The 26,172-nt window shown below is 68.3% G+C and carries 24 protein-coding genes; 14 read left to right on the top strand and 10 right to left on the bottom strand.

Annotated elements, in window-relative coordinates:
* Position 1: 1 nt before the first annotated feature.
* On the bottom strand, positions 2-1,873 hold the full coding sequence (gene mutA, locus BN1186_RS00460) for a methylmalonyl-CoA mutase small subunit (RefSeq protein ID WP_040281511.1): 1,872 nt from the start codon (positions 1,871-1,873) through the stop codon (positions 2-4).
* Positions 1,874-1,989: 116 nt separating this feature from the next.
* On the opposite strand from mutA, the gene BN1186_RS00465 reads away from it, so the two are divergent.
* The 4 genes from BN1186_RS00465 (at position 1,990) to BN1186_RS00480 (ending at position 7,125) form a co-directional block, all read left to right on the top strand.
* The gene (locus BN1186_RS00465; RefSeq protein WP_040281513.1) at positions 1,990-2,658 is read left to right on the top strand and encodes an acylneuraminate cytidylyltransferase family protein; all 669 of its coding nucleotides are present in this window, start codon (positions 1,990-1,992) and stop codon (positions 2,656-2,658) included.
* 338 nt (positions 2,659-2,996) lie between these two features.
* Complete coding sequence (locus tag BN1186_RS00470) at positions 2,997-4,589, top strand: RDD family protein (protein ID WP_052459604.1); 1,593 nt, start codon at positions 2,997-2,999, stop codon at positions 4,587-4,589.
* A gap of 87 nt (positions 4,590-4,676) precedes the next feature.
* Positions 4,677-5,252, top strand: a complete 576-nt coding sequence (dcd, locus tag BN1186_RS00475; protein WP_040281517.1) for a dCTP deaminase — start codon at positions 4,677-4,679, stop codon at positions 5,250-5,252.
* Between the two features lie 7 nt (positions 5,253-5,259).
* A complete protein-coding gene (locus tag BN1186_RS00480; RefSeq protein WP_246043192.1) occupies positions 5,260-7,125 on the top strand; it encodes an ABC transporter ATP-binding protein in 1,866 nt (621 codons plus the stop codon).
* Positions 7,126-7,233: 108 nt separating this feature from the next.
* Here BN1186_RS00480 and BN1186_RS00485 read toward each other — a convergent pair whose 3' ends face one another.
* From BN1186_RS00485 to BN1186_RS00510, 6 genes are all read right to left on the bottom strand, one after another.
* Positions 7,234-7,413: a hypothetical protein gene (locus tag BN1186_RS00485; RefSeq protein WP_139650711.1), complete on the bottom strand. Its 180-nt coding sequence runs from the start codon at positions 7,411-7,413 to the stop codon at positions 7,234-7,236.
* Positions 7,414-7,520: 107 nt separating this feature from the next.
* Entirely contained in the window at positions 7,521-8,207 is a 687-nt protein-coding gene (gene deoC, locus BN1186_RS00490; protein WP_040281521.1) for a deoxyribose-phosphate aldolase, read from the bottom strand.
* A 172-nt stretch (positions 8,208-8,379) separates the two neighbouring features.
* On the bottom strand, positions 8,380-9,855 hold the full coding sequence (locus tag BN1186_RS00495; RefSeq protein ID WP_074436867.1) for a sensor histidine kinase: 1,476 nt from the start codon (positions 9,853-9,855) through the stop codon (positions 8,380-8,382).
* Positions 9,852-10,577, bottom strand: coding sequence for a response regulator transcription factor (locus tag BN1186_RS00500; RefSeq protein ID WP_040281523.1), 726 nt, complete (start codon positions 10,575-10,577; stop codon positions 9,852-9,854). Before BN1186_RS00500 ends, BN1186_RS00495 begins: the two co-directional genes overlap by 4 nt.
* Positions 10,578-10,640: 63 nt before the next feature.
* Positions 10,641-11,225 (bottom strand): DoxX family protein, encoded by a 585-nt coding sequence (locus BN1186_RS00505; protein ID WP_052459606.1) that lies wholly within the window; start codon positions 11,223-11,225, stop codon positions 10,641-10,643.
* 2 nt (positions 11,226-11,227) lie between these two features.
* Positions 11,228-12,583: an NAD(P)/FAD-dependent oxidoreductase gene (locus BN1186_RS00510; RefSeq protein ID WP_040281525.1), complete on the bottom strand. Its 1,356-nt coding sequence runs from the start codon at positions 12,581-12,583 to the stop codon at positions 11,228-11,230.
* A gap of 69 nt (positions 12,584-12,652) precedes the next feature.
* Between BN1186_RS00510 and mptB the strand changes: the two genes are divergently transcribed.
* From mptB to BN1186_RS00555, 9 genes are all read left to right on the top strand, one after another.
* On the top strand, positions 12,653-14,053 hold the full coding sequence (gene mptB / locus BN1186_RS00515; RefSeq protein ID WP_052459607.1) for a polyprenol phosphomannose-dependent alpha 1,6 mannosyltransferase MptB: 1,401 nt from the start codon (positions 12,653-12,655) through the stop codon (positions 14,051-14,053).
* A 9-nt stretch (positions 14,054-14,062) separates the two neighbouring features.
* Entirely contained in the window at positions 14,063-15,025 is a 963-nt protein-coding gene (locus BN1186_RS00520; protein ID WP_052459608.1) for an ABC transporter ATP-binding protein, read from the top strand.
* Between the two features lie 30 nt (positions 15,026-15,055).
* Positions 15,056-15,916, top strand: a complete 861-nt coding sequence (locus BN1186_RS00525) for a hypothetical protein (RefSeq protein ID WP_139650713.1) — start codon at positions 15,056-15,058, stop codon at positions 15,914-15,916.
* 60 nt (positions 15,917-15,976) lie between these two features.
* Positions 15,977-17,407, top strand: coding sequence for a threonine synthase (gene thrC, locus BN1186_RS00530; protein ID WP_040281529.1), 1,431 nt, complete (start codon positions 15,977-15,979; stop codon positions 17,405-17,407).
* 529 nt (positions 17,408-17,936) lie between these two features.
* Entirely contained in the window at positions 17,937-18,329 is a 393-nt protein-coding gene (locus tag BN1186_RS00535; RefSeq protein ID WP_040281531.1) for a hypothetical protein, read from the top strand.
* A complete protein-coding gene (locus tag BN1186_RS00540) occupies positions 18,326-19,087 on the top strand; it encodes a hypothetical protein (RefSeq protein WP_139650715.1) in 762 nt (253 codons plus the stop codon). Before BN1186_RS00535 ends, BN1186_RS00540 begins: the two co-directional genes overlap by 4 nt.
* 74 nt (positions 19,088-19,161) lie before the next feature.
* Entirely contained in the window at positions 19,162-19,986 is an 825-nt protein-coding gene (locus BN1186_RS00545) for an N-formylglutamate amidohydrolase (protein WP_218975368.1), read from the top strand.
* Complete coding sequence (locus tag BN1186_RS00550) at positions 19,983-21,152, top strand: peptidase MATCAP family protein (protein WP_040281535.1); 1,170 nt, start codon at positions 19,983-19,985, stop codon at positions 21,150-21,152. The genes BN1186_RS00545 and BN1186_RS00550 overlap by 4 nt, the downstream gene beginning before the upstream one ends.
* Positions 21,149-22,192, top strand: coding sequence for a glutathione synthetase (locus BN1186_RS00555; protein ID WP_040281537.1), 1,044 nt, complete (start codon positions 21,149-21,151; stop codon positions 22,190-22,192). The genes BN1186_RS00550 and BN1186_RS00555 overlap by 4 nt, the downstream gene beginning before the upstream one ends.
* Before the next feature lie 63 nt (positions 22,193-22,255).
* Here BN1186_RS00555 and BN1186_RS00560 read toward each other — a convergent pair whose 3' ends face one another.
* From BN1186_RS00560 to BN1186_RS00570, 3 genes are all read right to left on the bottom strand, one after another.
* The gene (locus BN1186_RS00560; RefSeq protein ID WP_040281539.1) at positions 22,256-24,100 is read right to left on the bottom strand and encodes a N,N-dimethylformamidase beta subunit family domain-containing protein; all 1,845 of its coding nucleotides are present in this window, start codon (positions 24,098-24,100) and stop codon (positions 22,256-22,258) included.
* 52 nt (positions 24,101-24,152) lie between these two features.
* Positions 24,153-24,341 (bottom strand): hypothetical protein, encoded by a 189-nt coding sequence (locus tag BN1186_RS00565; protein ID WP_040281541.1) that lies wholly within the window; start codon positions 24,339-24,341, stop codon positions 24,153-24,155.
* 246 nt (positions 24,342-24,587) lie between these two features.
* A complete protein-coding gene (locus BN1186_RS00570; protein WP_040281543.1) occupies positions 24,588-24,941 on the bottom strand; it encodes an iron chaperone in 354 nt (117 codons plus the stop codon).
* Positions 24,942-25,129: 188 nt separating this feature from the next.
* Between BN1186_RS00570 and BN1186_RS00575 the strand changes: the two genes are divergently transcribed.
* The gene (locus BN1186_RS00575) at positions 25,130-25,945 is read left to right on the top strand and encodes a DUF2382 domain-containing protein (RefSeq protein ID WP_040281545.1); all 816 of its coding nucleotides are present in this window, start codon (positions 25,130-25,132) and stop codon (positions 25,943-25,945) included.
* Positions 25,946-26,172: the final 227 nt, after the last annotated feature.

The raw sequence follows: 26,172 nt of genomic DNA on the forward strand, positions 1-26,172 counted from the left end.
ATCAGGCTCCCAACTTGCTGAGGGTGGTTTCGAGCAGCTCGACCACGTTCATGCCGTCGAACACGTTGCCGTCGACGGCGGCCTCGCCGCCCTCGCCCAGCTCCTTGACCTGGCCGGCCACGAGCACCGTCTCCGCGCCGGCCGCACGAAGCGCCTCAGCGACGGCGACGCCCTGCTCGGCGTAAACCTTGGCGGACGAACACAGCACCGCAACCGTGGTGCCCTGCTCCTTGAGCTGACGCGCGAAGTCCTCCGGCGTGGTGCCCTCCGCGATGGGGGTGTCGATGCCGCCCACGTGGAACAGGTTGCCGGTGAAGCCCTCGCGGGCGCCGAAGTCGCGCCGCGTGCCGAGGCAGGCGAGCAACACCTTCGGGGCATTGCCGTCGAAGCGGGCCTTCTCAGCGCGGTCGCGCAGCTCCTCGAAGATCTGCGAGTCGCGCACCAGCGTGAGGCCACCCAGCTCGGGAGCCTCCGGGCGGGCCTTGGCCTGCACCGGCTTCTCCGTGTGGTTGGGGAACATCGACACACCGGTCAGCGGCAGCTTGCGGGTGGACAGCGCCTTGGCACGCTCGGCGTTCAGCTCGTCGAGCTGCGCCTTGACCGTGCCGTCGGACAGCGCCTTGACGAAACCCTCGGCGTCGAGCTGCTGGAACACGCCCCAGGCGGCTTCGCTGAGCTGCTTGGTCATTGACTCGACGAACCAGGCGCCGCCGGCGGGATCGTTGACGCGCCCCACGTTGGACTCCTCCGCCAGGAGGAGCTGCGTGTTGCGCGCGATGCGGCGGGAGAACTCCGACGGCAGGCCCCAGGCCACGTCGAAGGTCTGCACCGTCTGGATCTCGGCGCCGCCCACGGCCGCGCCGAACGACGACATGGTGCCGCGCAGCAGGTTGACGTAGGCGTCGTCACGCGAGATCTGACGCTCCGAGGTCACCGCATGCTGGATGGCGCCGCGCTTGGCCTCGCTCACCTCGAGCACCTCGCCCACCCGGTTCCACAGGCCGCGCAGCGCGCGGAGGCGGGAGATGGTGGCGAACTGGTTGGTGGTGGCCGAGACGCGGAACATGATGGCGCCGAACGCCTCATCCGCGCTGAGCCCGGCGTCGACCAGGGCTCGGACGTACTCGACGCCCGCGGCGATGGCGTAGGCCAGCTCATGCACGTCGCCGGCGCCCGCGTTGTGGAACACGGTGGCGTCCACGACGATGGGCCGCATGTTCGGGAACGGCTTGGCCAGCTCCACGGCCTCCTTCAGGACGCTCAGATCCGGCTCGGTGCCGGCGAGGGCCGCCGCGCCGATCGGGTCGATGCCGAAGCTGCCGGTCATGCCGGCGCTGTCCTTCTCGCTGTCCGCGAGGAACGCGGCCAGGGCCTTGGCGGCCTCCAACTGCTGCGTCTTCGACGTGAGGTAGACGGGGGCGAGGTCCAGTAGGACGTCGGCCAACACCGTCGGGATGTCTTCAGGCTTGATGGCATCGGGATCCACGCGCAGGTACACGGCCGTGCCGCCGCGCTCCAGATCCTGCAGCACGAGACGACGGGTCTCCGCCGCGTCGGGATCCTCGTGCAACTGGGCGACATGCCAGCCGCCCATCTCTCCGGAGCGCACCGTTGTGCCGCGCACGAACGGGGCCACGCCCGGGAAACCGAGCTCGTCTGCGCCATCGCTCTTCACGTACAGCGGCTTAGTAGTCAGGCCGTCGACAGTGGTGCTGGTGAGGCGCTTGTACGCCTGCTCAATGTCCAGCTCCTTACCTTCGGGGCGCCTTCGGTTGAGGACCTTCAAGACCTCCTTCTCCCAGTCAGCCTGGGAGGGGGTGTCGAAGTCCGCGGCCAGGCTGAGATCGGCCGCACTGGTGGCTTGATCGCTCATAGCTCTCCGTCTTTCTAGGGGGTCAGACCCGCTTTCCAACCCTAGACCAGACGCTGTTCGCATCTGAGCGCGGGGCTCGAATAGCTGAGGGATCGCTTTCGGGGGAGAATGTCCACATGACCACTCTGGCCGTGATCCCCGCCCGTGGCGGCTCCAAAGGCATCCCGCGCAAGAACCTTCTTCCCATCGGCGGGAAACCGCTCATCGTGTGGACCATCGAGCAGGCGTTGGCGCTTGACGACGTGATCGTCGCCGTCTCGACGGAGGACGCCGAGATCTCTGCGGTCGCGCGCAACGCGGGCGCGTGGGTGATCCGCCGCCCAGTGGAGTTGGCGCAGGATGAGACGCCCACCGAACCGGTCGTCGTACACGCCATCGCCACCTGCGAGGCGCAGTACGGCCGCCCGGAGCGGGTGATGCTGCTGCAGGCCACTTCGCCCGTGCGGAAGCCCGGCACGCTGGCGCGGGCCTTGGCCGAGTTCGACGAGACCGGCGTGGACTCGCTGGTGGGCGTGGTACCGAACCCGCCGTTCCTGTGGTCCGTCGAAGGGGAGCAGACGGTGGCGCACTGGGACTGGGAGCACCGCCGTCGCCGCCAGGACATGAGGCCGGAGCAGCTGCGCTACCGGGAGACAGGCTCGGTGTACGTCACCAAGCCCGACATCTACGAGACGCTGGGAAACCGGATGGGCGGCAAGATTGGCCTGTTCGTGATGGACGAGGCCGAGGGCGTCGACATCGACACGCTGCACGACGCGTCCCTGGCGGAATCGATGCTGTTGTAGCCTCTGCGCTGGCATCCTTGTCGGAACCGACGAGGAGCAGGATGGATTTTGGCGAAGCGTTCCGACAGTGGCTGTCAGAGCCGGAACCGGAGCGGTATCGAAACCTGGGGCGGTTCATCCCGCCGACCTGGCCGTTGCCGCCGAGGGGGGTGTTCTTCCACAGGGATCTGGGTGAGGCCTGTAGGTGAGGTTGTTGAAGGCCCAGCCCGGGGTGAAGACTCCGTTTGTTTCGGCGGTCGTGGCTTTGTGGCTCCGCGCCGTCCAAGCAGCGCCGGGATGGCGAAGTGCCGCACCTCTGGCGGTATCCTTCGGCATGTGTCCCTGGTAGGAGGAACAAGGTGAGTCGGCTGATTCCGCGCGGTGCGGTCGTCGCTGGGCTGGGCAAGCGTGTCCTGGCAGCGGTGATCGACGCCCTGCCGTTCCTGCTCATCGGCGGCCTGAGTTGGCTCGCCACGCGGCTGTCAGACCAGCCGACGGTGGTGTTGGTCACCAGCATCGCCGCGGGTGTGCTCAGTTTGGCGTTCGCCCTGTACCAGTGGTGGGCATACGCCAGCCGCGGAGCCGGCCTCGGCGCGCAGCTCACGGGCCTGAGGCTCGTCTCGATCAAGGACGGCCAGCCCATCGGCTGGTGGCGCGTGTTCCTGCGCTATCTGATCTTCGGCGCGCTGATGGGCACCGTGGTGGGCGGCATCGCGATGCTGGTGTTCCTCGTCATCCATGAGCGTCGCCAGGGCTGGCACGACATGGCCACGAAGGCCGTGGTGGTGCAGCCCAAGAAGTCTGAGGCCCGCGCCACGGCCAGCGAGAAGAAGAAGACGGCGAAGGCCACCACCGTCGGCCTGCCGCCGCACCTGGCCAGCTCGTTCAGCCCCCAGGCGGGCACCACCTCCGCCCCCAGCCAGAGCCGGGATTCGTTTGCTCCCAAGGGCGGGCAGCCTTCCTCGGCTCCCAGCGCGGCGCCCCAGCCGTCGGCCCCGGATTGGCTGCCCGGTGTGCAGTCGGAGCCCGTGCAGCCCGCCGCGCAGCAGCCCTACCCTCAGCAGCAGGCTCAGCCGCCCGCCACCGGCCAGTGGCAGGCACCCACCGGGTTCCAGCAGTCCCCGCAACCGCAGACCACCCAGTTCCCCGCGCCGCAGCCTTCGGCTCCGCAGCCGCAGCCCTCGCCCTGGAACTCGCAGCCGCCCACCCCACCCGTGCAGCCCTCGAAGCCGCAGGCCCAGTGGATCCCGCTGCCCACCCCCGCGTCGGTCATCGAACCCTCGGTGAAGGTGCGCCCCCGCAACTTCGGCGAGGGTTCGATGACCGACGCGGGGGTGGGCAGCGGGATCCACTGGGCCTGCGGCTTCGAGGGCTGCACGGGTGGGGGGTTCCAGCAGTCCCCGCAACCGCAGACCACCCAGTTCCCCGCGCCGCAGCCTTCGGCTCCGCAGCCGCAGCCCTCGAAGCCGCAGGCCCAGTGGATCCCGCTGCCCACCCCCGCGTCGGTCATCGAACCCTCGGTGAAGGTGCGCCCCCGCAACTTCGGCGAGGTGGACGACGACGAGGGCACCAGGATCGCCAACGTGCCCGCGCGGGCCGGCCGCGCCGGCGACGAGGGCTGGTATGTGCGCCTCGACGACGGTCGCGAGGTTGACCTCAAGGTCACCGTGCTTCTCGGCCGCAACCCGCAGAAGGGTGCGGACGACGACGAGGTGCAGCTTGTGCCCGCCTCCGGCGACGGCCGGATGATCTCGCGCACGCACGTACAGATCGGCACCGACCCGCGAGGCGTCTACGTCGTCGACCGCGGCTCCACCAACGGCACCGCCGTGGTGACCGCCGGCGGCGAGCTGGAGCCCTGCCCCGCCGGCACTCAGGTGCGCGTCCGCGAGGGCCAGCAGGTCAGTTACGGAAACCGCTGGTTCACCGTGCTGCGCCGCCCCATCGTCTGACCGGCCCCGATGATGTGGGCGGTGAGCGCCCATTGACGGGCTCTGGTCGCACGAATTGTCTGCAGCTCTGACCATTAGGATCGACCCATGCTGCTGAGCGACCGCGACATCCGTGCCGAGATCCACTCGGGCAACATCGTCCTCGACCCGTGGGATCCGGAGATGGTGCAACCAGCCTCCGTCGACGTCCGGATGGACAGGTGGTTCCGCGTCTTCGAGAACCACCGCTACCCGTCGATCGATCCTGCTGAGGACCAGCCGGAGCTCACGCGCATGATCGAGGTGGCCGACGGCGAGCCGTTCGTGCTGCACCCGGGAGAGTTCGCGCTGGCCTCCACCTACGAGAAGATCACCCTCGGCAGCGACGTGGCCGCCAGGCTCGAGGGCAAGAGCTCGCTGGGGCGCCTCGGCCTGCTCACCCACTCGACGGCGGGCTTCATCGACCCGGGCTTCTCCGGCCACGTCACGCTCGAGCTGTCGAACATGGCCACGCTGCCCATCAAGCTGTGGCCGGGGATGAAGATCGGCCAGTTCTGCTTCTTCCGCCTCAGCTCGGCCGCCGAGCATCCGTACGGGTCGTCGCAGTACGGGTCGCGGTACCAGGGGCAGCGGGGCCCCACGCCGTCGCGGTCCTTCCTCAACTTCCACCGCACCCAGATCTGAGGCGCCCGTGAGCGTCGGGAGGGGAATGGGCGGCGGCCGCGTGTTGGGCCGGCTCGCCACCGGGTCTGAGATCCGTGACCACAAGCTGGGCAGGGGCACCGCACGCCGCGTGCTGGCCTACGGTAAGCCGTTCGGCTGGCTCATCGTGCTGTTCCTGGTGACCGTGACCGTCGGCTCGGCACTGTCCGTCGTGCCGCTGCTGCTGTTCCAGCGGATCATCGACGACGGCGTGCTCGCCGGCGATGTGCGCCTCATCGTCATCCTGTCCTCAGCGGTGGCGGCGATGGCGTTGGGCTCGGCGCTGATCTCGATCCTGGAACGCTGGACCTCAGCCCGTATCGGCGAGGGCCTCATCTACTCGATGCGCACGCAGATCTTCGACCACGTGCTGCGCATGCCCATCGCGTTCTTCAGCCGCTCGCACACAGGCAAGCTGGTCTCGCGCCTCCAGTCTGACGTCAACGGGGCTCAGCAGGCGTTCACGTCCACATTGTCGTCGCTGGTGTCCAACGGCGTCACGCTGATCCTCGTGCTGGGCTCCATGCTGGTGCTCTCCTGGCCGCTGACGCTCGGCGCGCTGGTCCTCCTGCCGGTGTTCATGGTGCCCGCCGCGCTGGTGGGACGCCGGCTGGCCGATCTCTCCAGAGACCGGATGCAGTACCAGGCGGAGATGTCGGCCACCATGACGGAACGGTTCTCCGTCTCCGGCGCGCTCCTGGTCAAGCTGTTCGGCAACCACGACACGGAGAACTCCACCTTCGCGGGGCAGGCGAAGAATGTGGCGGACACAGGCGTGAAGATCGCCATGACGTCGCGGGTGTTCATGACGGCGCTCACGTTCGTCGGGGCGCTGGCCACCGCGCTGTTCTACGGCTTCGGCGGCTACGGCGCCGTGCAGGGCCAGCTCACCGTCGGCACCCTCACCGCGTTGGTCGCTCTGCTGGCCCGGCTGTACGGACCGCTGATCCAGCTCAGTTCGCTGCGCGTCGACATCATGACGGCGCTGGTCAGCTTCGAGCGGGTCTTCGAGGTGCTCGACCTCAAGCCGCTCATCGTCGACGCACCCGACGCCAAACCCGTCTCGGGTAAGCCGAGCGTCACGTTCAGGGACGTCTGGTTCACCTACCCCGATGCGGAGCAGGTCTCGCTGGAATCCCTGGAGCCGACGTCGGCCGTGGGGGAGTCGGCCAACGAGCCGGTGCTCCGCGGCGTGACGTTCGATGCGCAGCCCGGCCAGACCGTCGCTCTCGTCGGCCCGTCCGGCGCGGGCAAGACCACCATCACCCACCTGTTGGCCAGGCTCTACGACGTGGATTCGGGCAGCGTGGAGATCGGCGGCGAGGATGTGCGCAAGCTCACTCTCGCGTCGCTGCAGGACGAGATCGGCTACGTCACGCAGGACGCGCACCTGTTCCACGACACCATCGGCTCCAACCTGCGCTACGCCAAGCCGTCGGCCACCGACGAGGAGCTGTGGGCCGCGCTCGAGGCCGCCCAGATCGCCGGGCTGGTGCGTCGGCTGCCCGACGGCATGGGCACCGTCGTCGGCGAGCGCGGCTACCGGTTGAGCGGCGGCGAGCGGCAACGGTTCGCTATCGCGCGCCTGCTGCTGAAGGCCCCGCCCATCCTGGTGCTCGACGAGGCCACCGCCCACCTCGATTCCGAGTCTGAGCACCTCGTGCAGCAGGCCCTCGACAACGCGCGCGAGGGACGCACGTCAATCGTGATCGCGCACCGCTTGTCCACGGTGCGCCACGCGGATCAGATCCTCGTGGTGGAAGGGGGCCGCATCGCGGAGAGTGGCACGCACTCGGAGCTTCTCGCCGCCGGCGGACATTACGCCACGCTGTACTCCACCCAGTTCGCCGAGTAGCCCTGTGGCGGACATGGCAGCGTCTGTGCCAACCGCAACGTTCACGTGGTGTTTCCCTGGGTAGGGAGCTCCGTTCACGTGCTGGGGGCAGCATCGGAGCCGCCCTAGTCAGTGGAGGTTCCCGATGCGCAAGCCGTTCGTCGCGCTGCTCACCGCGATGTCGTTGATCGCCACCCTGGTGGCGGCCGTCGCCGCCCCAGCCCGCGCGGTGGAGCCGCCTGCCATCGTCGTGACGGAGATCGCCGCGGACCATCCAGGCGTGGACAACTTCGAGTTCTTCGAGCTCACCAACACCTCTGCCCGTGCTGTTCCCGTAACTGCGTGGCGTCGGTGCCGTCGGGCGATGTGTCCACCGATGACAGCGTCGATGCTGGATGCGGCCGCGCCCGGAGGGCTCAGTAGTCGTCGCCAGCCTCGACGTCGGCACCGTCGGCGCCCTCGAGAACAGCCGCGCTGCCGCTGAGACCCAGGCGCGTGGCGCCGGCCTCGACCATGGCGTTGGCGGAGGCGAAGTCGCGGATGCCGCCGCTGGCCTTGACACCCAGGCGGTCGCCCACGGTCTCTGCCATCAGCTTCACGGCGTGCGCGGAGGCGCCGCCGGAGGGATGGAAGCCGGTCGACGTCTTCACGTAATCGGCGCCCGCTGCCTCCGATGCCTTGCAGGCGGCGACGATCTCGTCGTCGGTGAGGGCGGCGGACTCGATGATGACCTTCAACAGAACGTCCGGGGCGGCCTCGCGGACGGCGCGAATCTCCTCTTCCACGAGGTCTGCCCGGCCCTCCTTCAGCAGCCCGATGTTGATGACCATGTCCACCTCGTCTGCGCCCAGTTTGGCGGACTCGGCGGCCTCGGCAGCCTTGGCGGCGGGCGTGTGGTTGCCGGAGGGGAAGCCGCACACCGTGGCCACCTTGACCTCGCCGAGTTCCTCGGTGATGGGGAGCATCGAGGGGGAGACGCACACCGAGAAGGTGCCCAGTTCGCGGGCCTCTGCCACGAGCGCCGCCACCTGGGCGCGCGTCGAATCGGTCTTCAGGAGGGTGTGGTCGATCATCTTGGCGAGCGCCGAGCGGGTGATCTGCATGGTGTTCCTTTCGTCCCCTGCATCGTAGCCGTCGGTTTGATCCTGCCATGCGCCAGAAACTCTGGACGCTGACCCCATCGACCAGCACGACGTGCGAACGGGTAGCACGTTGCGACACCTCCGTGGGCGGTCCCGGAACAAACCCGGCGGCCATGTCGCGCCGAGGTCGTGATCAGATCGGCTGCGGGGGCCCTTCATCGTGCCGAGGTCCTCGTTTCTCGGACGTGCCACTCTCAGGGGCCAAGGGGAGGGTCACGGTGAACGCCGTCCAGCCTGGGCGGCTGCTCACCATCGCTGAGCCGCCGAAGCCCTCGGCGATCGCGCGGACGATCGCCAGGCCCAGCCCCGTCGAGGGGATGGGGGAGTGGGCGCGGGAGTCGTCGGCCTTCGAGAACCTCTCGAACACGCGCGACAGGGTCTCTTCCGGGATCCCCGGCCCGTTGTCGGCGACCTCGATGACCGCCCGGTCCCCGTGCCGACGCACGCAGGTGCGCACGACGGTGCCGGGCGGGGTGTGGGTGCGGGCGTTGCTGAGCAGGTTGATCATCACCTGATGCAACTGGTCCGCCTCCGCCAAGACGATCACCTGCGGCTCCGGCAGGTCCAGTTGCCAGACGTGCTCCCGGCTGGAGGCCTGCGCGTCGCTGACGGCGTTGAGGACCACCTCGACGGCGTCGACGGGTCGCGCCTCCACCTGCGTGTCGGCATCCAACCGGGCCAGCAGCAGGAGGTCGTTGACGAGCTTGGTCATGCGCTGCGACTCGGAGTCGATGCGCTGCAGCGCGAACGACTTCTCGCCCTCCGGGGCCCGGTCGGCAAGTTCGCTGTAGCCGCGGATCGCGGCCAGGGGGTTGCGCAGTTCGTGCGACGCGTCGGCCACGAAGCGGCGCAGCTTCACCTCGGAGCCCTCGCGGGCGGCCAGGGCGCTCTCCACCCTGTCGAGCATCTCGTTGAAGGCCGTGGCCAGGCGGGTGACCTCGTTGTTCTCCGGCAGCGGGCCCACGGCCACACGGGGCACCTCGACGCGGCCCCGGTCCAGTTGGAGGCGGCTGACCTGGTCTGCGGTGTTGGTGAGCGCGGACAGCGGGCGGGTCGCCCGGCCCAGCACCTCTCGGGTCACCATGGCGGTGATCGCGACGGCGGTCAGGGAGATGCCCATCGCGAAGAGTGTCAGCCACATCAGGGAGCGGTCGATGTCTCCGGTGGGGAGGCCCACGGACACCTTCCCGAGGCGGGTGTTGCGCGCCTCGACGCGGTACTTGCCCATCCCCGGCAGCGTGACGGTGCGCTTCTCACCGTCGGCGGGCAGCTCGATGAGGATCACCATCGCCTGCGTGGTCACCTTGTCGACCACGCCGTCCTCGATGACGCTGCCCACCCCGTCGCCGTAAGGGAGTTCCAGCGCGATCACGGTGCCCATCCGCATACCGGGGGTTTCGATGCCGGGCACGGAGTCGCCGCTGACCTGCCCCGGCACGCGACTCTGGCGCACCTGTGCGCTGTCCAGCTCGTTGTCGAGCTGGTTATACAGGATCGTGCCAGCGGCGAACACTGTCACCAGGCCCACCACGATGGCCAGCACCGCGACGGTGATGACCACGCGGGGCTGGATCTGGGCGGCTAGCGAGCCGCGTCGCTGTGGGCTCATCCCGCCGCCGGGCGCAGCACGTAGCCCGCGCCGCGCATGGTGTGGATCATGGGCTCGCGGTTCGCGTCGATCTTCTTGCGCAGGTAGGAGATGTACAGCTCCACGACGTTGGCCTGGCCGCCGAAGTCGTAGTTCCACACGCGGTCGAGGATCTGCGCCTTCGACAGCACCCGCTTCGGGTTGCGCATCAGGAACCGCAGCAGTTCGAACTCGGTGGCCGTCAGGCTGATGGGCTCGCCAGCGCGGGTGACCTCGTGCGACTCCTCGTCGAGGATCAGATCCCCGACGACGATCTGCGTGTCCGGGCGGATCGTGGTGGCCCCGGAGCGGCGCAGCAGCCCGCGCAGCCGGGCGATGACCTCCTCCAGGGAGAAGGGCTTGGTGACGTAGTCGTCGCCGCCGGCGGTGAGCCCTGCGATGCGGTCTGTCACGCCGTCCTTGGCGGTGAGGAAGATCACCGGCACATCGGGATCCTCGGTGCGGATGCGTCGCATCACCTCGAGGCCGTCGAAATCCGGCAGCATCATGTCGAGCACCAGGGCATCGGGCTGCGCCTCGCGGGCGACCCGTACGGCTTCGGCCCCGGTGGTGGCCGTGTACACATCCCAGCCCTCGTACCGCATCGCCATCGACAGCAGTTCGATGAGGCTGGGCTCGTCGTCGACGGTGAGGATCCGGATGGGCGTGCCGTCCGGGCGGGTCAGGGGTTCTGCGTGGACCATGCCCCTACTCTTCCACCCCACGGTGGGTGAAAGCTATGGGGTTCCTGTGTGAACCTTGTGCGCTCAGGGTCCAGGGCGCTCGATGACCTGGGTGTGGGCATCCTCGTCGACCGGGTCGACGCGGGTGCTGCCGGAGAGGTCCGTCTCCGGGTACGACGTGGGGCGCGGCTCGCGGGGCGCCCGCACGGCGCGGTCCCGCGGGTCGGTGGCGATGAGTGGGCCGCTCTTGTCGTCCTTGGGGCGCAGGAACAGGTGGTCGAGCCCGGCGCGGCCGGAGCCGAAGGCCAGGAACAGCAGCCCCGCAGCCGCCAGGACGGCGTTGTACTCCCACCCGCCGTCGTGCTGGTAGAAGCCCTCATCGATGCGGGCGGTCAGCGCCACAGCGACGTTCTGGATGATCATGCCCAGCCCCACCAGCGGCGTGGCGAGGCCGAAGATCAGCAGCGCGCCGCCGATCAGCTCGAAGGCGATGGTGGCGATGACGAGGCCCTCCGCGCTGGGCAGGCCGACACCCTCGAGGATGTTCGACTGGCTCTCGAGCCCCGTGAGCGTCCAGCGGTACCAGCCGTGCGCGATCAGCGTCACGCCCACCACCAGCCGGGCCACCAGCAGCGCAAGATCACGCACCACCTTCAGAAAGGCTTCCATCTTCAGCTCCTAGCGTCGTCCTCGGCGATCGCCTCGCCGTGGATCAGCTTGCCAGATGATCCCCGCCCGAGGTGCTCCAACGCGAGGCGTCCCACCATTTGCTGATTGGTGACCGCGCGCTGGGCGCGACCGTTGGTGACGAAGCTGATGAACCAGCTCAGCAGGGTGGTGATGCGCTGCTTGAACCCTGCGATGTACAGCAGGTGCAGGAACAGCCAGGCCAGCCACGCGACGAAGCCCGTCAGCTGCAGCTTGCCGATCTGGGTGACGGCCGCGAACTTGGAGATGGTGGCCATCGAGCCCTTGTCCCGGTACCGGAAGGGGCCGGGCGGCGTGGTGTGGCTCGCCCGGGCCTTGATCTGCGCCGCCACGTGCTGGGCGCCCTGGATCGCGCCCTGAGCCACGCCGGGGACGCCGGGCACCGCGGCCAGGTCGCCCACCACGAAGACCTCGGGGTGGCCGGGGATGCTGAGGTGCTCGTCGACGACGACCCGCCCCGCCCTGTCGAGCTCCGCCTCGGACTGGTCCGTCAGCACCTTTCCGAGCTCGCTGCCCTGCACGCCTGCGGCCCACACCTTGCAGAACGACTCCACGCGGTGGGTGGCACCGTCCTTCGTGCGGTACGTCAGCCCGTCGTCGTCGACATCGGTGACGATGGCTCCCAACTGCACCTCGACGCCCAGCTTCTCCAAGGTCTGCTGCGTCTTCTGGCCCAGCCGGGGGCCGAAGGGTGGCAGCACCTGGTCTGCGCCGTCGATCAGCACGACGCGTGCGGCGGACGGGTCGATGGAGCGGAACTCGTTGCGCAGGGTGGACACGGCCAGTTCGCGGATCTGGCCGGCCATCTCGACGCCGGTGGGGCCAGCGCCCACCACGGCGAACGTCAGCAGCTTGCGTCGTTCCTCGGGGTCGACGGTGAACTCGGCCACCTCGAAGGACTTGAGGATGCGCGCCCTGAGCTCCAGCGCGTCGTCGATGGTCTTCATGCCGGGGGCGAAGGTGCGGAAGTGGTCGTTGCCGAAGTAGCTCTGGCCGGCGCCGGCGGCGACGATGAGCGTGTCGTAGGCCGTCTCCTGATAGGTGTTGTGGAAGCGCCACTTGACCACGCGGTTGGTCAGGTCGATGTCCTCCACCAGGCCCAGCAGCACCTGCACGTTCTTCTGGCGGCGCAGGATCTCGCGGGTGGGTGGGGCGATCTCGCCCTCGCTCAGCACGCCCGTGGCCACCTGGTACAGCAGTGGTTGGAACAGATGGGTGTTGGTCTTGGCGATGAGGGTGATCTCCACGTCTGCGCCCTTGAGCGCCTTGGCTGCGAAGAGCCCGCCGAAGCCGGACCCGATGATGACGACACGATGCATTCACCCAGACTAATCGGTAGAGAGTTGTGGCGGAAAAGTGTCGACTCCCCGTGGGAGTACGCTTACGCGGTGCGAAACTGGCTGTGGGTGTTGGCGGGGCTGCTGAGCGTTCTGGTTCTCGTCGGCGCGGCCTTCCTCGACGCACGGGGCCTGTTGGAGGGCGGCGCGCCCTGGTGGCGCGTGTTCGTCTCCCTCACCGCCCACGTCGTGCTCCTCACCGCCTGGTGGCAGTTGGGCCCGCGCTGGCACCGGCCGGTGACGACGGCGGCGCTCTGGTCGCTGCCCATGCTCGCCGCCCTGCCGCTCCATTCCCGCGATGCGTACGCCTACGCCGCCACCGGCTGGCAGGTGGCCCGCGGCATCAACCCGTACGAGACGCCCATCGGGCAGGCGGGGCAGCCCGGCCTGCTGGTGGGGGTCCACTGGCATGAGACCACGTCGGTCTACCCGTCCCTGCAGTTGGACATCTTCGGGCTCCTCTCCCGTCTCACCGGCGGCGACCTCTTCTGGACCCCGGCGGCGATGCGCCTCCAGAGCGTCCTGGCGCTGGTCATCCTGGCCTGGGTGCTTCCGCGCCTCGCCCGTCAGTTCGGGGTCGACGAGCGGCTGGCGCTGTGGGCGGGCCTGCTGAACCCCGTCATCCTCGTGCAGTGGATCGGCGGCGCGCACAACGATTCGCTGATGGTGGCCCTGGCCGTCGCCGCGTTCCTGGCGGTCACCGACCTGGGCTGGCGCGGCTGGCGGGGGCTCATCGTCGCCGGCCTGCTGCTGGGTACCGCCATGGGGATCAAGCAGTCGGCCGCGCTGTTCGGACTGGGTGTGGTGGCGGTGGCGTGGCGCCTCCGTCGGCCCGCACGCTCCTCCTGGTGGCAGCTCGCCGCAGTGGCGGTGGTGCCCGGCGCCATCACGGTGCTGACCTTCCTGGCGACCTCCGTGAACTGGGGGCTCGGCTGGCGCAACCCCACGGCGGGCAACCCGGTGGGTGCCTCCAGCAACGCGCCGCTGTCCTGGGTGGCGTCCTTCTTCCGCTACCGCCAGATCCTCCCGGAGGGGGTCTCCGACGGCGCGATCGGGCTGGTCTCCACCATGCTGGTGGCCGTGGCGGTGGTGCTGTGCTGGGTGAAGTGGGGGCCCAAGGGCAGGGCGACGGGGGACGAGCCGTGGATCTTCACCGTGGCGGTGCTGGTCTCGTTCATGTTCTTCGCGCCCGCGCTGCAGCCCTGGTACCTCACGTGGGTGCTGCCGCTGTACGTGTTCCTGCCGCGCTCGGAGTTGGCGGACAAGATCTTCCTCACCGTCGTAGCGGCGTTCGCGCTGCTGCCCGCGTTGCAGGATGCACTGGCACCGTACGTCGCGATGATGATCGTCGCCGTCCCCCTGTGGTGGCGGTGGCGGCGCAGCATCGTCGGCCCACCGGCCGAGGTGACGCGAGACCCTGGGACGATGCCCTTCCCGCGCCAGTTCCGTTAGGTTCGAGCCATGTCGAGCGTCCCCTGGTCTGAGCGTGCCACCGAATGGGCCGTGCACGTCCACGGGCTGGTGAAGAGGTTCGGCCACAAGAGCGTCCTGAAGGGGCTGGATTTCCACGTGCCCCGAGGCGGCATCCACGCGCTGCTGGGGCCCAACGGCTCGGGCAAGACCACCTCCATCCGCATCCTGTTGGGTCTCGTGCGCGCCGACGCGGGCGAAGTGCATCTGCTGGGCCACGAGGTGCCGCGTGAGCTGCCCGCGGTGATCGGCCGGGTGGGTGCCATCGTCGAGAGCCCCAAGTTCGCCCCCCGGATGACTGGGCGGCACAACCTCGACGTGCTCGCCGATTCGATCGGCGTGCGCCGCCGCCGGGTCACCGAGGTGCTGCTCGAGGTGGGGCTGGGGGAGGAGGCCGATCGCCCGTTCGCCACGTACTCGCTGGGCATGCGGCAGCGCCTCGCGATCGCCGCGACGCTGCTGAAGAGCCCCGAGCTCCTGATCTTCGACGAGCCCACCAACGGGCTCGACCCCGTCGGTATCCGCGACATCCGCGCCACGATGCGCCAGTTGGCGGATGCGGGGCGCACGGTGCTGCTGTCGTCGCACATCCTCAGCGAGATCGAGCAGTTGGCGGATTCGGTCTCCGTCATCGGTCGCGGCCGCATCCTGGCGGAGGGGACGATGGACGAGATCCGCGGGGGCGCGGAGCCGCACGTCTACGTGGGTGTCGACCGTCCCACCCTGGCCGCAGACATCCTGCGTGCGGGGGGTTGGCGCGCGGAGGCCGCCGACGGTGGCCTGAAGGTGACCACCCGCAACGGCACCGCGCCGGACGGGGCTGCGGTGGCCGAGGCGCTCGGCACCCACGGAATCTGGCCGTACCGTCTGACCAACGAACGCACTTCCCTGGAGGCGGCGTTCCTCGAGCTCACCCGGGGAGAAGATCTCATCGGGGCTCAGGGCGGTGGCTGAGTGAGCTTCTCCCATCTTCTGTTGGCCGAGGTGTCCAGACTGCGGTACCGCTCGCGAGCGCTGCTCGGCGCGCTGGCCATGCTGCTCCTGAGCCTGGTCGGACCACCCATGTGGATGCGCAACACCGCACCGGTCAGCCCGGCGGAATACGAGGAGGCCGCCGCCGCCTACGAGGCGAGCCTGCCGGACTGCGGCAACTGCACCGTCGAGACGTATCTGCGCGAAAGCTGGGATTTCTCGGACGTGGTGCACATCGGGATCGCGCCGTGGATGCTCATCCTCGCGGTGCTGGTGCTCATGCTGGTGATGGTCTACGTCGGCAGCGACTTCTCGTCGGGCGTGATCACCACGCAGTTGACGTTCACCCCCAACCGGATGCGGCTGCTCGTCGGCCGGGTGCTGGTCTCGGGCCTGCTGGGCGCGATCCTCATGGGCATCGCGGTGCTGGCCTCGTCGGCGTTGAGCATCGTGTGGTTCGTGGCCCTCAACGGGTATGCGTCGCTGCCGGTGGGATCCGGGCTACTGGGTGTCATGGGAGCATCCCTGCTCCTGGGCCTGATCGTCGGAATCCTCGGCGCGCTGCTGGTGTTCCTGTTCCACGGCGCCGCGGTGGCGATGTCGCTGGTGGCGGCCATCCTCGTGGGCACCACCCTCTTCGAGATCCTCGCCATCGACAGCACCCTGCCCCCGCACTGGCTGTACCACCTCATCCCCACGCGGCACGCGGAGTCGCTCGTCGTCGGCATGTCCCGCCGGAGCTATGACCAGTACCCGCTGGGCTCCACGACGGCGCTCACGCCGGAGGAGTCGCTGCTGTTCTTCGTCGGCCTGATAGTGCTGGGGGCCGTGTTGGCAGCGGTCGTGTTCCACCGTCGCGACATCAAGAACTGACCGATCTGGCGCTTCGGTCAGCCGGCGGACGGCAAAGGGGCATGCCCTAGACTCCACCCCATGCGTTACGTCTCCACCCGCGACCTGACGGGCGCGCCCGGGCTGCCGTTCAGCGACATCCTCCTCGAGGGGCTGGCGGCCGACGGCGGGCTGTACCTGCCGGAGAGCTACCCGCAGGTCAGCACCGAGCAACTCGACGCGTGGCGCACGCTGCTGGCCGAGGAGGGCTACGCGGCGCTGGCGTTCGAGATCGTCTCGCTGTTCATCGACGACATCCCCGCCGAAGATCTGCGGGGCATCGTGCAGCGGGCCTACGAGCCGTCGAAGTTCCTCGACCCCGCCGTCGTCCCGGTCACGCGGCTGGAGGACGGGCTGTGGCTGGCGCACCTGAGCAACGGTCCGTCGGTCGCGTTCAAGGACATGGCCATGCAGTTGCTCGGGGAGCTGTTCGCCTACGAGCTGGGCCGCCGCGGCGAGACCATCACCATCGTCGGCGCCACCAGCGGCGACACCGGCTCCTCCGCCATGTACGCGCTGCAGGGTAAGCCCGGCGTGCGGGTCTTCATGCTGTCGCCCAAGGGACGGATGACCCCGTTCCAGCAGGCGCAGATGTTCTCCCTCGACGACCCGGCGATCGTCAACATCGCCGTCGACGGCGTCTTCGACGACTGCCAGGACATCGTCAAGGCCCTCAACTCGGATGCGGACTTCAAGACCCGCCACCGCGTCGGCGCCGTCAACTCCATCAACTGGGCCCGCCTGCTGGCACAGGTGGTCTACTACTTCGCCGCCTGGCTCCAGGTGACGGATCATGAGCCCGGCCCCGTCAGCTTCGCCGTCCCGTCGGGCAACTTCGGCAACATCGCCGCCGGCCACATCGCGCGCCAGATGGGGCTGCCCATCCACCGCCTGATCCTCGCCACCAACGAGAACAACGTGCTGGAGGAGTTCTTCCGCACCGGTGTCTACCGCGTGCGCTCCGGTGCCGAGACGCTCGCCACGAGCTCACCGTCGATGGACATCTCCAAGGCCTCCAACTTCGAGCGGTTCGTCTTCGACCTGCTGGGCCGCGACGGGGAGCAGGTGCGCTCGCTGTTCGTCGACTCCCTCGCCGAGGACGGCTCCTTCGACCTCAGCGGCACCCCCGAGTTCCGGAGCCAGGAGGAGCGTTTCGGCTTCGTAGCCGGACAGTCGACGCATCAGGACCGGCTGACCGAGATCCGCCGGGTGTACGAAGCCGACGGCGTGATCATCGACCCGCACACCGCTGACGGGGTGCACGTGGCGAGGGGGAGCGGCGTCGACGGCACGATCATCGTGTTGGAGACCGCCCTGCCGGTGAAGTTCGCCGAGACCATCGTCGAGGCGATCGGCGTGGTCCCCCCGCGTCCCGAGCGCTTCGAAGGGATCGAGGACCTGCCCCGCCGCGTCGTCGACGTCCCCAACGACCCCGCCGCCGTCCGCGAGATCATCGAGGCATCTGGTCCCTGAGCGTCGCCCCGGGAGCTTGCGAGCCAGGCGACGACGAAGGGCCCCCGCAGCGTGTCTGTTACCTGATGCACAGGTCGTATCCGCTGTCTCTGATGGAGGCCTTCGTCGCCCAAGCAGAAGGCACTTGCGTACCTCCGATCCGGCCACTCCTTCGCGTTTCGCTGATCCCTCGAGCGGGCCGTTTCGTGGGCCGACGATCTTGCCGTGCCTGCGGGTGGGATACTGCCGTTAGAGACTTGGGGGGGTTGCGATGAACAAGTGCCGGGCGTGTGGCAGGCCGACCGTCGTGGAGGTGTGCGCGGACTGCGCGCGGTGGATCAATCCGCCCGGTCAGCAGGCAGGACCCCAGCAGATCCCCACTCCTCAGGCGCAGCCCACCGCGGCTGGCGCCCCGGCGACCACAGCTGGGCCTGGCGCCCCGCCTGAGGGCTGGTACCGCCAGCCCACGCAGCAGATGCCTCAACCGCAGCATCAGGTTCCTCAGCCGCAGTATCAGACATCACCGCACGGGTGGCAGGAGGCGCAACCCATGGCGCCTGAAGAGAAGCGCAACCGCTGGCTGCTGCCCATCGGGATGGGCGTGGCGGTGTTCCTCGTCGGCGGGCTCCTGGCGGCGCTGTGGTTGCTGGGCGGTGAAGGCGACGACGTCGCCGCGCCGGCCCCCGTGACCCCGGTGGCGACAACGGAGGAACCCACCGAGGAGCCGAGGCCCGAGCAGACGACCCCCGCACCGGCGGCACCCTCGCCCACCGAGGTGGCGCCCGAGCCCGTCGTCGAGACGGTCTTCGTCACCGCGCAGCCGGAGCCCAGCACCCCGCAGCCGGTACGCACCGTGGTGGTGACCGCCGCCCCCCCCAGACGGTCTTCGTCACCGCGCAGCCGGAGCCCAGCCCCCCGCAGCCGGTACGCACCGTGGTGGTGACCGCCGCCCCCCCCGCCGCCCCACCCGCCGACGGCGAACGCATCTCGGCGGCCGACGCCGCGGCCGGCCTCAACCACTACCTCGCCACCGTGGCGGGCGACCCGGGTGCAGGCTGGGAACTGCTCACCTATCGCCGCCAGGCGGTGGAGGACTGGGACAGCTACCAGGAGTTCTGGAGTTCCATCGCCTCGGCCCGCGTCTCAAACTGCACCGTCGACGAACAGGTGGGCCGCGCACAGTGCACGATCCACACCACCACCAAGTCCGGGAAGAGCAACAGCGCGAAGACCACGCTGTGGGTGACCCGCGAGGACGGCGTCGTGAAGATCGACGTCGCAGGGGGTGGCAACCCGGCCCACCTCGACGCCGAGGCCAGGCTGGAGTCCTACCGCGCCGACGACCTGCCCTGGCTCTCGCACGACGGGCGCTGGGTGCTGGTGCTCTCCGCGAAACGGCCCGGCATCACCGACGAGTTGCAGACCGCAGCCAACGGGACCCACACCTTCTATTTCCCCGACATCCTCGCGGAGTATGAGTCCCTGGCCAGCCGCCTCTACGACGTGGACGTGCTGATGCTGCGGACGGCCGACTTCGGCAAGCAGGGTGGCACGGACCTGTGGTTCACCGTCGCCGATCCGGGAGGCCTCAACTCGGAGGAGGACGCCAAGGCCTGGTGCGCGGCGGCGTTCCCCGAGCTGTCGGGCAAGGCGCTGAGCAACCAGTGTCTGCCGCGGAAGATGACGGCACCCCACTGGTGACGGAGGGGCCGGGTGCCGGCCTGCTTTAGCAGTTTCCCTTCCGAGATAACCGCTTGTCGGGTACTAATAGGTGCGTGACAGCATTTGAGTTTGTCGGAGATTGGTCCGGCCAGTTGATCGCCACGTCGATCCACGCCGGGCATGACCTGAGCGCCGAGATCGCCGAGCTGATGATCCTCGATGAGGACGATCGCTTCCGCGAGGAGGACCCGTTCACCGACATCATCGCGTCGCGTGCGCCGGCCCGCGTCGTCGTGCACCGGTCCCGCTTCGAAACCGACCTCAACCGCATCCGCTCCAAGGCCGTTTACCGGAAGCCGGAAGACTGCTGGGGCCTCGACGTCTGGGAGACCGGCGAGCTCCCCGACGACGCGGTCGACATTGCGCTGGCGGGCTACGACGAGTTCTTCGTCGAGTTGGCCAAGCGTCTCGACGTGGTGGCCGAGCGCGGTCCGTTCGTGCTGTACGACGTGCACTCCTACAACCACCGCCGCAACGGCGCCGACGCCGATCCGGAGCCCGAAGAAGACAACCCCGAGGTCAACCTGGGCACCGGCTCGGCGGATCACGTCACGTTCGGCGCAGTGATCGGCGCCTTCCGCCAGACGATGATCGATCAGGGTTTCGACGTGCGCGACAACGTGAAGTTCAAGGGCCAGAACCTGGCCTGGTTCATCCACGACCGCTACCCGGGTGTCGGCTGCGTGCTCGCCATCGAGTTCAAGAAGACCTTCATGGACGAGTGGACCGGCGAGCCGGATCACGCCCGCATCGAGGAACTGGCAGACGCGCTGGAGAAGACCTTCGGCCCCGTCCAGGAGGCCCTCGCCCAGATCCCCGAGCGGCACATCCCCCAGTTCCGCGACCCCGAAGAGGCTGAGGAGGGCGACAGCCAGTGAGCCCCAATCCGCTCGCGATGGTCGACCAGGCCATCGACCTGCAGTTGTCCCAGCTCAGCACCAGCTTCCGCTTCATCCTCGACATCACCCCGATCGACGCCGACGACGTCAAGGATGCGTTCCTCGCCGGCGATGTCGACGAGCCGGAGTTCACCTACCGCGACTACATCATCGAGCCAGAGGTGCTGCTCACCGTGCTGCACAGCATCGACGTGAGCCGAGTGCAGGACACGACGGTGGCCGCGCTGCTGCGCAACAAACACCGCGAGCTGGACCTCCAACTGTCGATGCTGCGGTGCCGCGGCTCCGAGGATTTCCGCAACCTCAGCATCGAACTGTTCGGCAGCGTCCACCAGGAGTTGCTCACCGCGGCCGAATCCATCCTCGCCCGCGTCGAGCCCCAGGCCTGGACGGGGGACCGGCTCTCGGCCGAGGAGTTCCTCGGCCTGGCCAACGAGGAGCTCAACTACTACCGTTCGCTGGAACCCCAGGTGGACATCCACGCGGAGATCCGCCCGGATTCCACCGGCGTGATGGTCTCCGACAACGTGCTGATCATCGGGCCGGAGGCGGGGGTCTCGGCAGACCGCGCCAACGCGCTGATCCAGCACGAGGTGGGCACCCATCTCGTCACCCAGGTCAACGGGTCCCACCAGCCCCTGCAGGTGATGGGCACCGGCCTCGCCGGCTACGACGAGACCCAGGAGGGCCTCGCCGTCCTGGCAGAGCTGGCCTGCGGCGAGCTCACCGCGTCGCGGCTGCGGCAGTTGGCGGGGCGCGTGATCACCGTGTCGCGGATGCTGGGCGGCGCGTCGTTCCGCGAATGCTGGGAGGGCCTCGTGGAGGCCGGCTTCCGGCCCGGCGGCGCGTTCTCCACCGTGATGCGCATCTTCCGCTCAGGCGGCCTCACCAAGGACGCCTGCTACCTGCGTGGCCTGCTCGACCTCCTCGGCCACCTCCGCAGCGGCGGCGAGCTGGGGGCCTTCTTCCTCGGCAAGTTCGCCCTGCAGGATCTCCCCCTCATCGAAGAGCTGAACGCGCGTGGCGTGCTCAGCGAGCCCGTCGTCCTGCCCCGGTGGTTTGACGACGACACGGGACGCGAGCGGCTCGTCGCCGCCTCCAAGTCCACCGACCCCACCGAACTCATCCAAGGAGTTGCAGCATGAAGATCGGATTCGTCGTCAACGACGTCAGCACCGAACTGCCCCAGTACACGACCACGAGGCTGGCCATGCAGGCCACCAACATGGGCCACGAGGTCTCCCTGATGGGCATGGGCAACTTCGCCTACGAGCCCGACGGTTCCCTCAGCGCCCGCGCCCGCGGCGTGGCCGGCAAGAACTACCGCTCGCTCGAGCGCTACCTCGAGGAAGTGCAGAAGCCCGTCTCGGAGGAGCGCACCCCGCTCAGCGAGTACGACGTGGTGATGCTGCGCTCTGACCCGGCGGACGACGCCAACGAAGCCGCCTGGGCCAACAACGCCGGGGTCGCCTTCGGGCAACTCATCGCGTCGACGGGCGTGCTGGTCGTCAACGACCCGGGCAGCCTGGCCAACGCCCTGTCGAAGGCGTACTTCCAGCACTTCCCGGAGATCGTGCGCCCCACCACCCTGATCTCGCGCGACGAGGATCAGATCACCTCCTTCATCAAGGACCTCGGCGGCAGGGCCGTGCTCAAGCCCCTCCAAGGCTCCGGCGGCAGCGGGGTGTTCCTCGTCAACACCGACGAGTCGCCCAACCTGAGCCAGATCATCGAGGCCATCGCCCGCGACGGCTACATCGTCGCCCAGGAATACCTCGAGGAGGCGAAGAACGGCGACGTGCGGATGTTCGTGATGAATGGCAAGCCGCTCGAGATGAACGGCAAGTACGCGGCGTTCCGCCGCAAGTCCTCGGGCTCCGACATGCGTTCCAACATGTCTGCCGGCGGCAAGGCGATGGCCGTGAAGGTCACCGACGAGATGCTCGCCATGGTCGACGTGGTGCGGCCCAAGCTGGTGGCAGACGGCATGTTCCTCGTCGGCCTCGACATCGTCGGCGACAAGCTGATGGAGGTCAACGTGTTCAGCCCGGGCGGCCTGGGCTCCTGCCAGCACCTCTACGAGGAGAACTTCGCGGTCAAGGTGATCGAGGACCTCGAGCGCAAGATCGCCATAAGGGGTCACTACACCGGCCAGATCAAGAACATGGACCTGGCCACCGTCTGATCGCTGGCTGAGCCGCCCCGCTGGTTGAGCCCGCCCTTCGTCGCTCGTAGAGCTCGCGATCAGTTAGCTGAAGCGCACCATGTTGTTGAAGCGGAACTCGCGCACCCACTCGTAGACCTTCGCGCCGTCGGGCTTGGTGACCAGTGCGATGGCGTCTGACTCCGTGTAGCTGCGGCACCCGTTGCGACCCGTGGCGGCGGTGTCGCACTCCGTGCGCCACTTGCGGCCGTCGGCCGCGGTCCAGGCCCCGGTCTGGCCCAGCGGGTTGCCCTTCCACAGCGGCCTGGGGGAGGCCTTGTAGGTGAGGTTGTTGAACGCCCACCCGTTGCTCTGCACGAACCGGCCGCCCGTCTGCGTCACCGTGGTGGCCCAGATCTCGGTGCGGCAGCGCTCTGTGCGGGAGTAGGGCTCGCACGTGGTCTTCCAGCGGCGACCGTTGACGTTGTGCTCGCCCGGCGTGATGTAGATGTCCAGCGGCGCGGGCTTGGCCGGGGCCGGGTACACGTCGAGGTAGTTGCCGCGCTCGGTGTGCCGGTTGCCCAGCGGGCCCTTGGCGGCGTCGACGATCACGTTGCTGATGACCTGCTTGGCGAACGCCACGGAGCGCGCGTCGTACGTGATGCCGGGGGCGAGTGCAAAGGCGAAGCCCATGGTGCCCAGGTTGAACACGCCTGCCGTGGACGGGGCGACGTAGTAGGTGATGTCCGAGATGCCCTGACGGGTGGCGCAGTTGAACGACGAGTGCGCGCCGATGTGGACGCCCTTGGGAGAATCCGGGCCGGCCTTGTCCACCTCGTGGCCGATCAGCTGCGGATACCGGGCGCCCTTCTTCGCGCCGGTGCCCTTGAAGGCCCAGAAGTTCGGGTCGAAGACAACAAGATCCGTCTGCGGGTTGGAGCCGTCGCAGTCGTACTGCGAGCCCAGCAGCTTGGCCTCCGGGTTGGGATACGGCTCGGAGCGGAACGTGCCGGTGGAGGTGCGGTCCTGCACCGGATCCAGGTGGCTCAGCTTGTAGGAGGTCACCTCGGTGAAATCCGAGTTGAACCGGGTGCGGTAGTACATGGCGTTGGAGCCCAGCGAGACCAGGTTGGTGCCGCGGGCCACGAGCGTCTCGGCGTGCTGGCGCATCTCGACGGACCAGTACTCGTCGTGACCCAGCAGGACCAGTGCCCTGGAGCCGCGGAAGGAATCAGCGCCGCGGTGCAGTTCGGAGTTGGTGGTGTAGCTGAGCTTGACCCCCTGCTCCTCCAGGGAGGACAGGTACTGCAGCAGCCCCAACTCGTAGCGGTAGAACTTGTCCGCGCCGTTGCCGCGGTTGGGGCGGTGCATGCTCACCGTGTAGGAACGGTTCAGGGCGCTACCATCGGGCAAGCCCACATACAGGGAGTAGCCGCCGACGCTGTTGTAGGCCGCGTGCGTCGAGGTGGCGAACATCACGGTGACCGCCCCGTCGTGGCTGGGGGAGCGCAGGAACATCGACGCGTAGCGCTGCCGGCCCTTGTTGTCGGTGAGCTTCGCGAGGTACGCGCCCGGCTCCCAGCCCGTCGTGTCGAAGCGGTGGGTCACCTTCCATCCTGAGCAATCCACCACCTTGTTGCGGGTGACGCAATCCGGCTGGTCCACCAGCGCCTGCGGCGGGGCCTGGGCCACCAGCTTGGCGCCAGCGCCGTCGTAGTGGCCCATGCGGAACACATCGACGGCGACCGTGGCCGCCGTGCCGTCCACCTTCAACTGGAACTGGTCTCCGGGCAGCAGCGACTCGCCCACGGCGTAGCCGGAGAGCACCCACCAATCCGCGGGCGTCCCGCTGATCCGCCACTGCGGATCTGCGGCGGAGGCCTGCTGCGCCGGGGCGATGGCCCCGGCGAGCGAGACCATCAGGACAACGATCAGCAACTTCATCTTCATCGACGGGCTCCTTGTCTAGGTCACCTCAGACTAGCTGCCGGGTGCGACAGTTTCAGGCGTGGGTGGTGTGCAGCTGTTCCTGCTTGTCCTGGAAGGCCTTGGTGGCGAGGATGCTGATCAGCAGGATGAGCTCGAAGGCGTTGGTGATCGCGCCGCTCTCGATGGGCAGCTCGATGGCGCTGCCGATGGTCATGATGACAGCGCCGACGAACAGCCAGGGCCACTTCTGCTTCCACCACACACGGCGGCCGATGGCACCAAGTGGCGCACCGAGTGCGACACCCCTGCTACGGGTCGCAACGGTTGCCGGACCTTCCGCTGGACCACCGTGTACGACGCGGTGCTCTCGGAGAAGGGCGGCTACGACTTCAGCCAGAAGAACATGTGGGTGCTGAACAACATCGTGATGTTCCGCCCCTACTGAGCATCAGCTGAGTAGGAAGGGCCCCGCCGCGTCACGCGGCGGGGCCCTTCGTCGTGTCCGCCCTCAGCGGCCCTCCGCGCGCTGCTGTTCGACGCGGAAGGCCACGATCCGTGGGACCAGGCCGCGGAGGAGCGGCTTGCCCAGCGGGAACTGGATGGCGCCCTTGCTGCGCTTCAGGCCGAGCTGGTCGAGCTCGTCGGCCACGAGCTCGACGCCGGCGGGCCCGGGGTAGAGCCCGACGTGGTTCCTGCCTGCCGCGAAGTGGACGAGGTTGCCGGTCAGCTTGTAGGTGGGCATGTCCCACGAGATGGCCTGGGTGGCCTCCGGCGCGCCCTCCTCGATGAGCGCCCGCAGCTCGACCATCAGGGTCCGATGCGGGCCGCCGTAGCCTGCCAGGCAGTCGTCGATCACCGTCATGTGCTCACAGCACAGAGCGCGGCCCGGCCGCGGCCGACCATCCAAAGGGGTGGTTTGGGAACTTTCATCTCGCCCGCCCTTGAATATCACGTACTGTCAACTATGTTTAAAAGGTGGGACGACGCGAGATGCTCGCAGAGGTTTCGAGCCTCAGTCGTCCTGAGAAACAGTCCAACGAAAGGGAGCGCATGTTCAACGACAAGGACTTTGATGTCATCCTCAACGCCACGGTCTTCGACCGCGACGGCGAGAAGGTCGGCAAGGTGGGCCAGCTGTATCTGGACGACCAGACCGGCCGCCCCAACTGGATCACCGTCAACACGGGTCTCTTCGGCATGTCCGAGAGCTTCGTCCCTCTGGATGACACCATGAGTCTGAACGGCGATCGCATTGAGGTCCCCTACGAGAAGGCTCTCATCAAGGATGCCCCGCGCATCGATGCGGATGGCCACATCGATCCCGCCCAGGAGCAGGAGCTCTACAACTATTACGAGCGCGATTACGGAACCACCGATCGTGACCTCGACCGCGACGCCGGCGTGCTCAGCACCGACCGTCGTGACGAACTCCACACCGATCGTGACGGCCGCGGTCTCCGTACCGACCGTGAGCACGTCACCGAGGGCGAGTCGCTGACCGCTTCTGAGGAGCGCCTGAACGTGGGCACCGAGGAGCACGAGGCTGGGCGCGTCCGTCTCCGGAAGTACACCACGACCGAGCAGCAGACGGTCACCGTCCCCGTGGAGAAGGAAGTCCTCACGGTCGAGCGCGAGGCCGTCACGGGCGACTCCGCCCGTCCCGGGGCCCTTCGTGACCACGGCGACATCGAGGAGGAGATCGTGCTCCGAGAGGAGCGGCCGGTCGTCTCCAAGGAGGTCCACGACGTCGAGCGCGTCAACGTGGGCAAGGAGACCGTCACCGAGCAGCGCCAGGTGACCGAAGAGGTCGCCAAGGAGCACATCGAGATTGAGGGCGACACCGATCGCGTCCGCGACGACCGCTGATCAATCTCTGTCCAGAGTAGGCGGTGGGTCCTGAGGGGCCCACCGCCTTCTTGCGTGCCTGTGTGATCCCAAATGGTGAAAGCGAAGCAAAGTCCGGTCGCTCGGGGGGGGGATCCGCATAGCGTCGGCCTCCGGGGCGCTACCCATGAGGGTGGCGGGAAGCCTCCGTAGTCCCACCGAAGCAACTGTCCCTCGACGACGCGACGGGTGAACCCAGTTGGGTGACC

Origin of the sequence: Tessaracoccus massiliensis, from assembly GCF_000826065.2 — a bacterium.
Classification (GTDB): Bacteria; Actinomycetota; Actinomycetes; order Propionibacteriales; family Propionibacteriaceae; genus Arachnia; species Arachnia massiliensis_A.

What these genes read in the sequence shown, in the direction of transcription:
- BN1186_RS00575 (WP_040281545.1), top strand. Translation starts at nt 25,130, where the DNA reads ATGTTCAACGACAAGGACTTTGATGTCATCCTCAACGCCACGGTCTTC.
- BN1186_RS00520 (WP_052459608.1), top strand. Translation starts at nt 14,063, where the DNA reads ATGTCGAGCGTCCCCTGGTCTGAGCGTGCCACCGAATGGGCCGTGCAC.
- BN1186_RS00560 (WP_040281539.1), bottom strand. Translation starts at nt 24,100, where the DNA reads ATGAAGATGAAGTTGCTGATCGTTGTCCTGATGGTCTCGCTCGCCGGG.
- BN1186_RS00535 (WP_040281531.1), top strand. Translation starts at nt 17,937, where the DNA reads ATGGCGCCTGAAGAGAAGCGCAACCGCTGGCTGCTGCCCATCGGGATG.
- deoC (WP_040281521.1), bottom strand. Translation starts at nt 8,207, where the DNA reads ATGCAGATCACCCGCTCGGCGCTCGCCAAGATGATCGACCACACCCTC.
- dcd (WP_040281517.1), top strand. Translation starts at nt 4,677, where the DNA reads ATGCTGCTGAGCGACCGCGACATCCGTGCCGAGATCCACTCGGGCAAC.
- BN1186_RS00500 (WP_040281523.1), bottom strand. Translation starts at nt 10,577, where the DNA reads ATGGTCCACGCAGAACCCCTGACCCGCCCGGACGGCACGCCCATCCGG.
- BN1186_RS00570 (WP_040281543.1), bottom strand. Translation starts at nt 24,941, where the DNA reads ATGACGGTGATCGACGACTGCCTGGCAGGCTACGGCGGCCCGCATCGG.
- mutA (WP_040281511.1), bottom strand. Translation starts at nt 1,873, where the DNA reads ATGAGCGATCAAGCCACCAGTGCGGCCGATCTCAGCCTGGCCGCGGAC.
- BN1186_RS00555 (WP_040281537.1), top strand. Translation starts at nt 21,149, where the DNA reads ATGAAGATCGGATTCGTCGTCAACGACGTCAGCACCGAACTGCCCCAG.
- BN1186_RS00495 (WP_074436867.1), bottom strand. Translation starts at nt 9,855, where the DNA reads ATGAGCCCACAGCGACGCGGCTCGCTAGCCGCCCAGATCCAGCCCCGC.
- BN1186_RS00465 (WP_040281513.1), top strand. Translation starts at nt 1,990, where the DNA reads ATGACCACTCTGGCCGTGATCCCCGCCCGTGGCGGCTCCAAAGGCATC.
- BN1186_RS00505 (WP_052459606.1), bottom strand. Translation starts at nt 11,225, where the DNA reads ATGGAAGCCTTTCTGAAGGTGGTGCGTGATCTTGCGCTGCTGGTGGCC.
- thrC (WP_040281529.1), top strand. Translation starts at nt 15,977, where the DNA reads ATGCGTTACGTCTCCACCCGCGACCTGACGGGCGCGCCCGGGCTGCCG.
- BN1186_RS00510 (WP_040281525.1), bottom strand. Translation starts at nt 12,583, where the DNA reads ATGCATCGTGTCGTCATCATCGGGTCCGGCTTCGGCGGGCTCTTCGCA.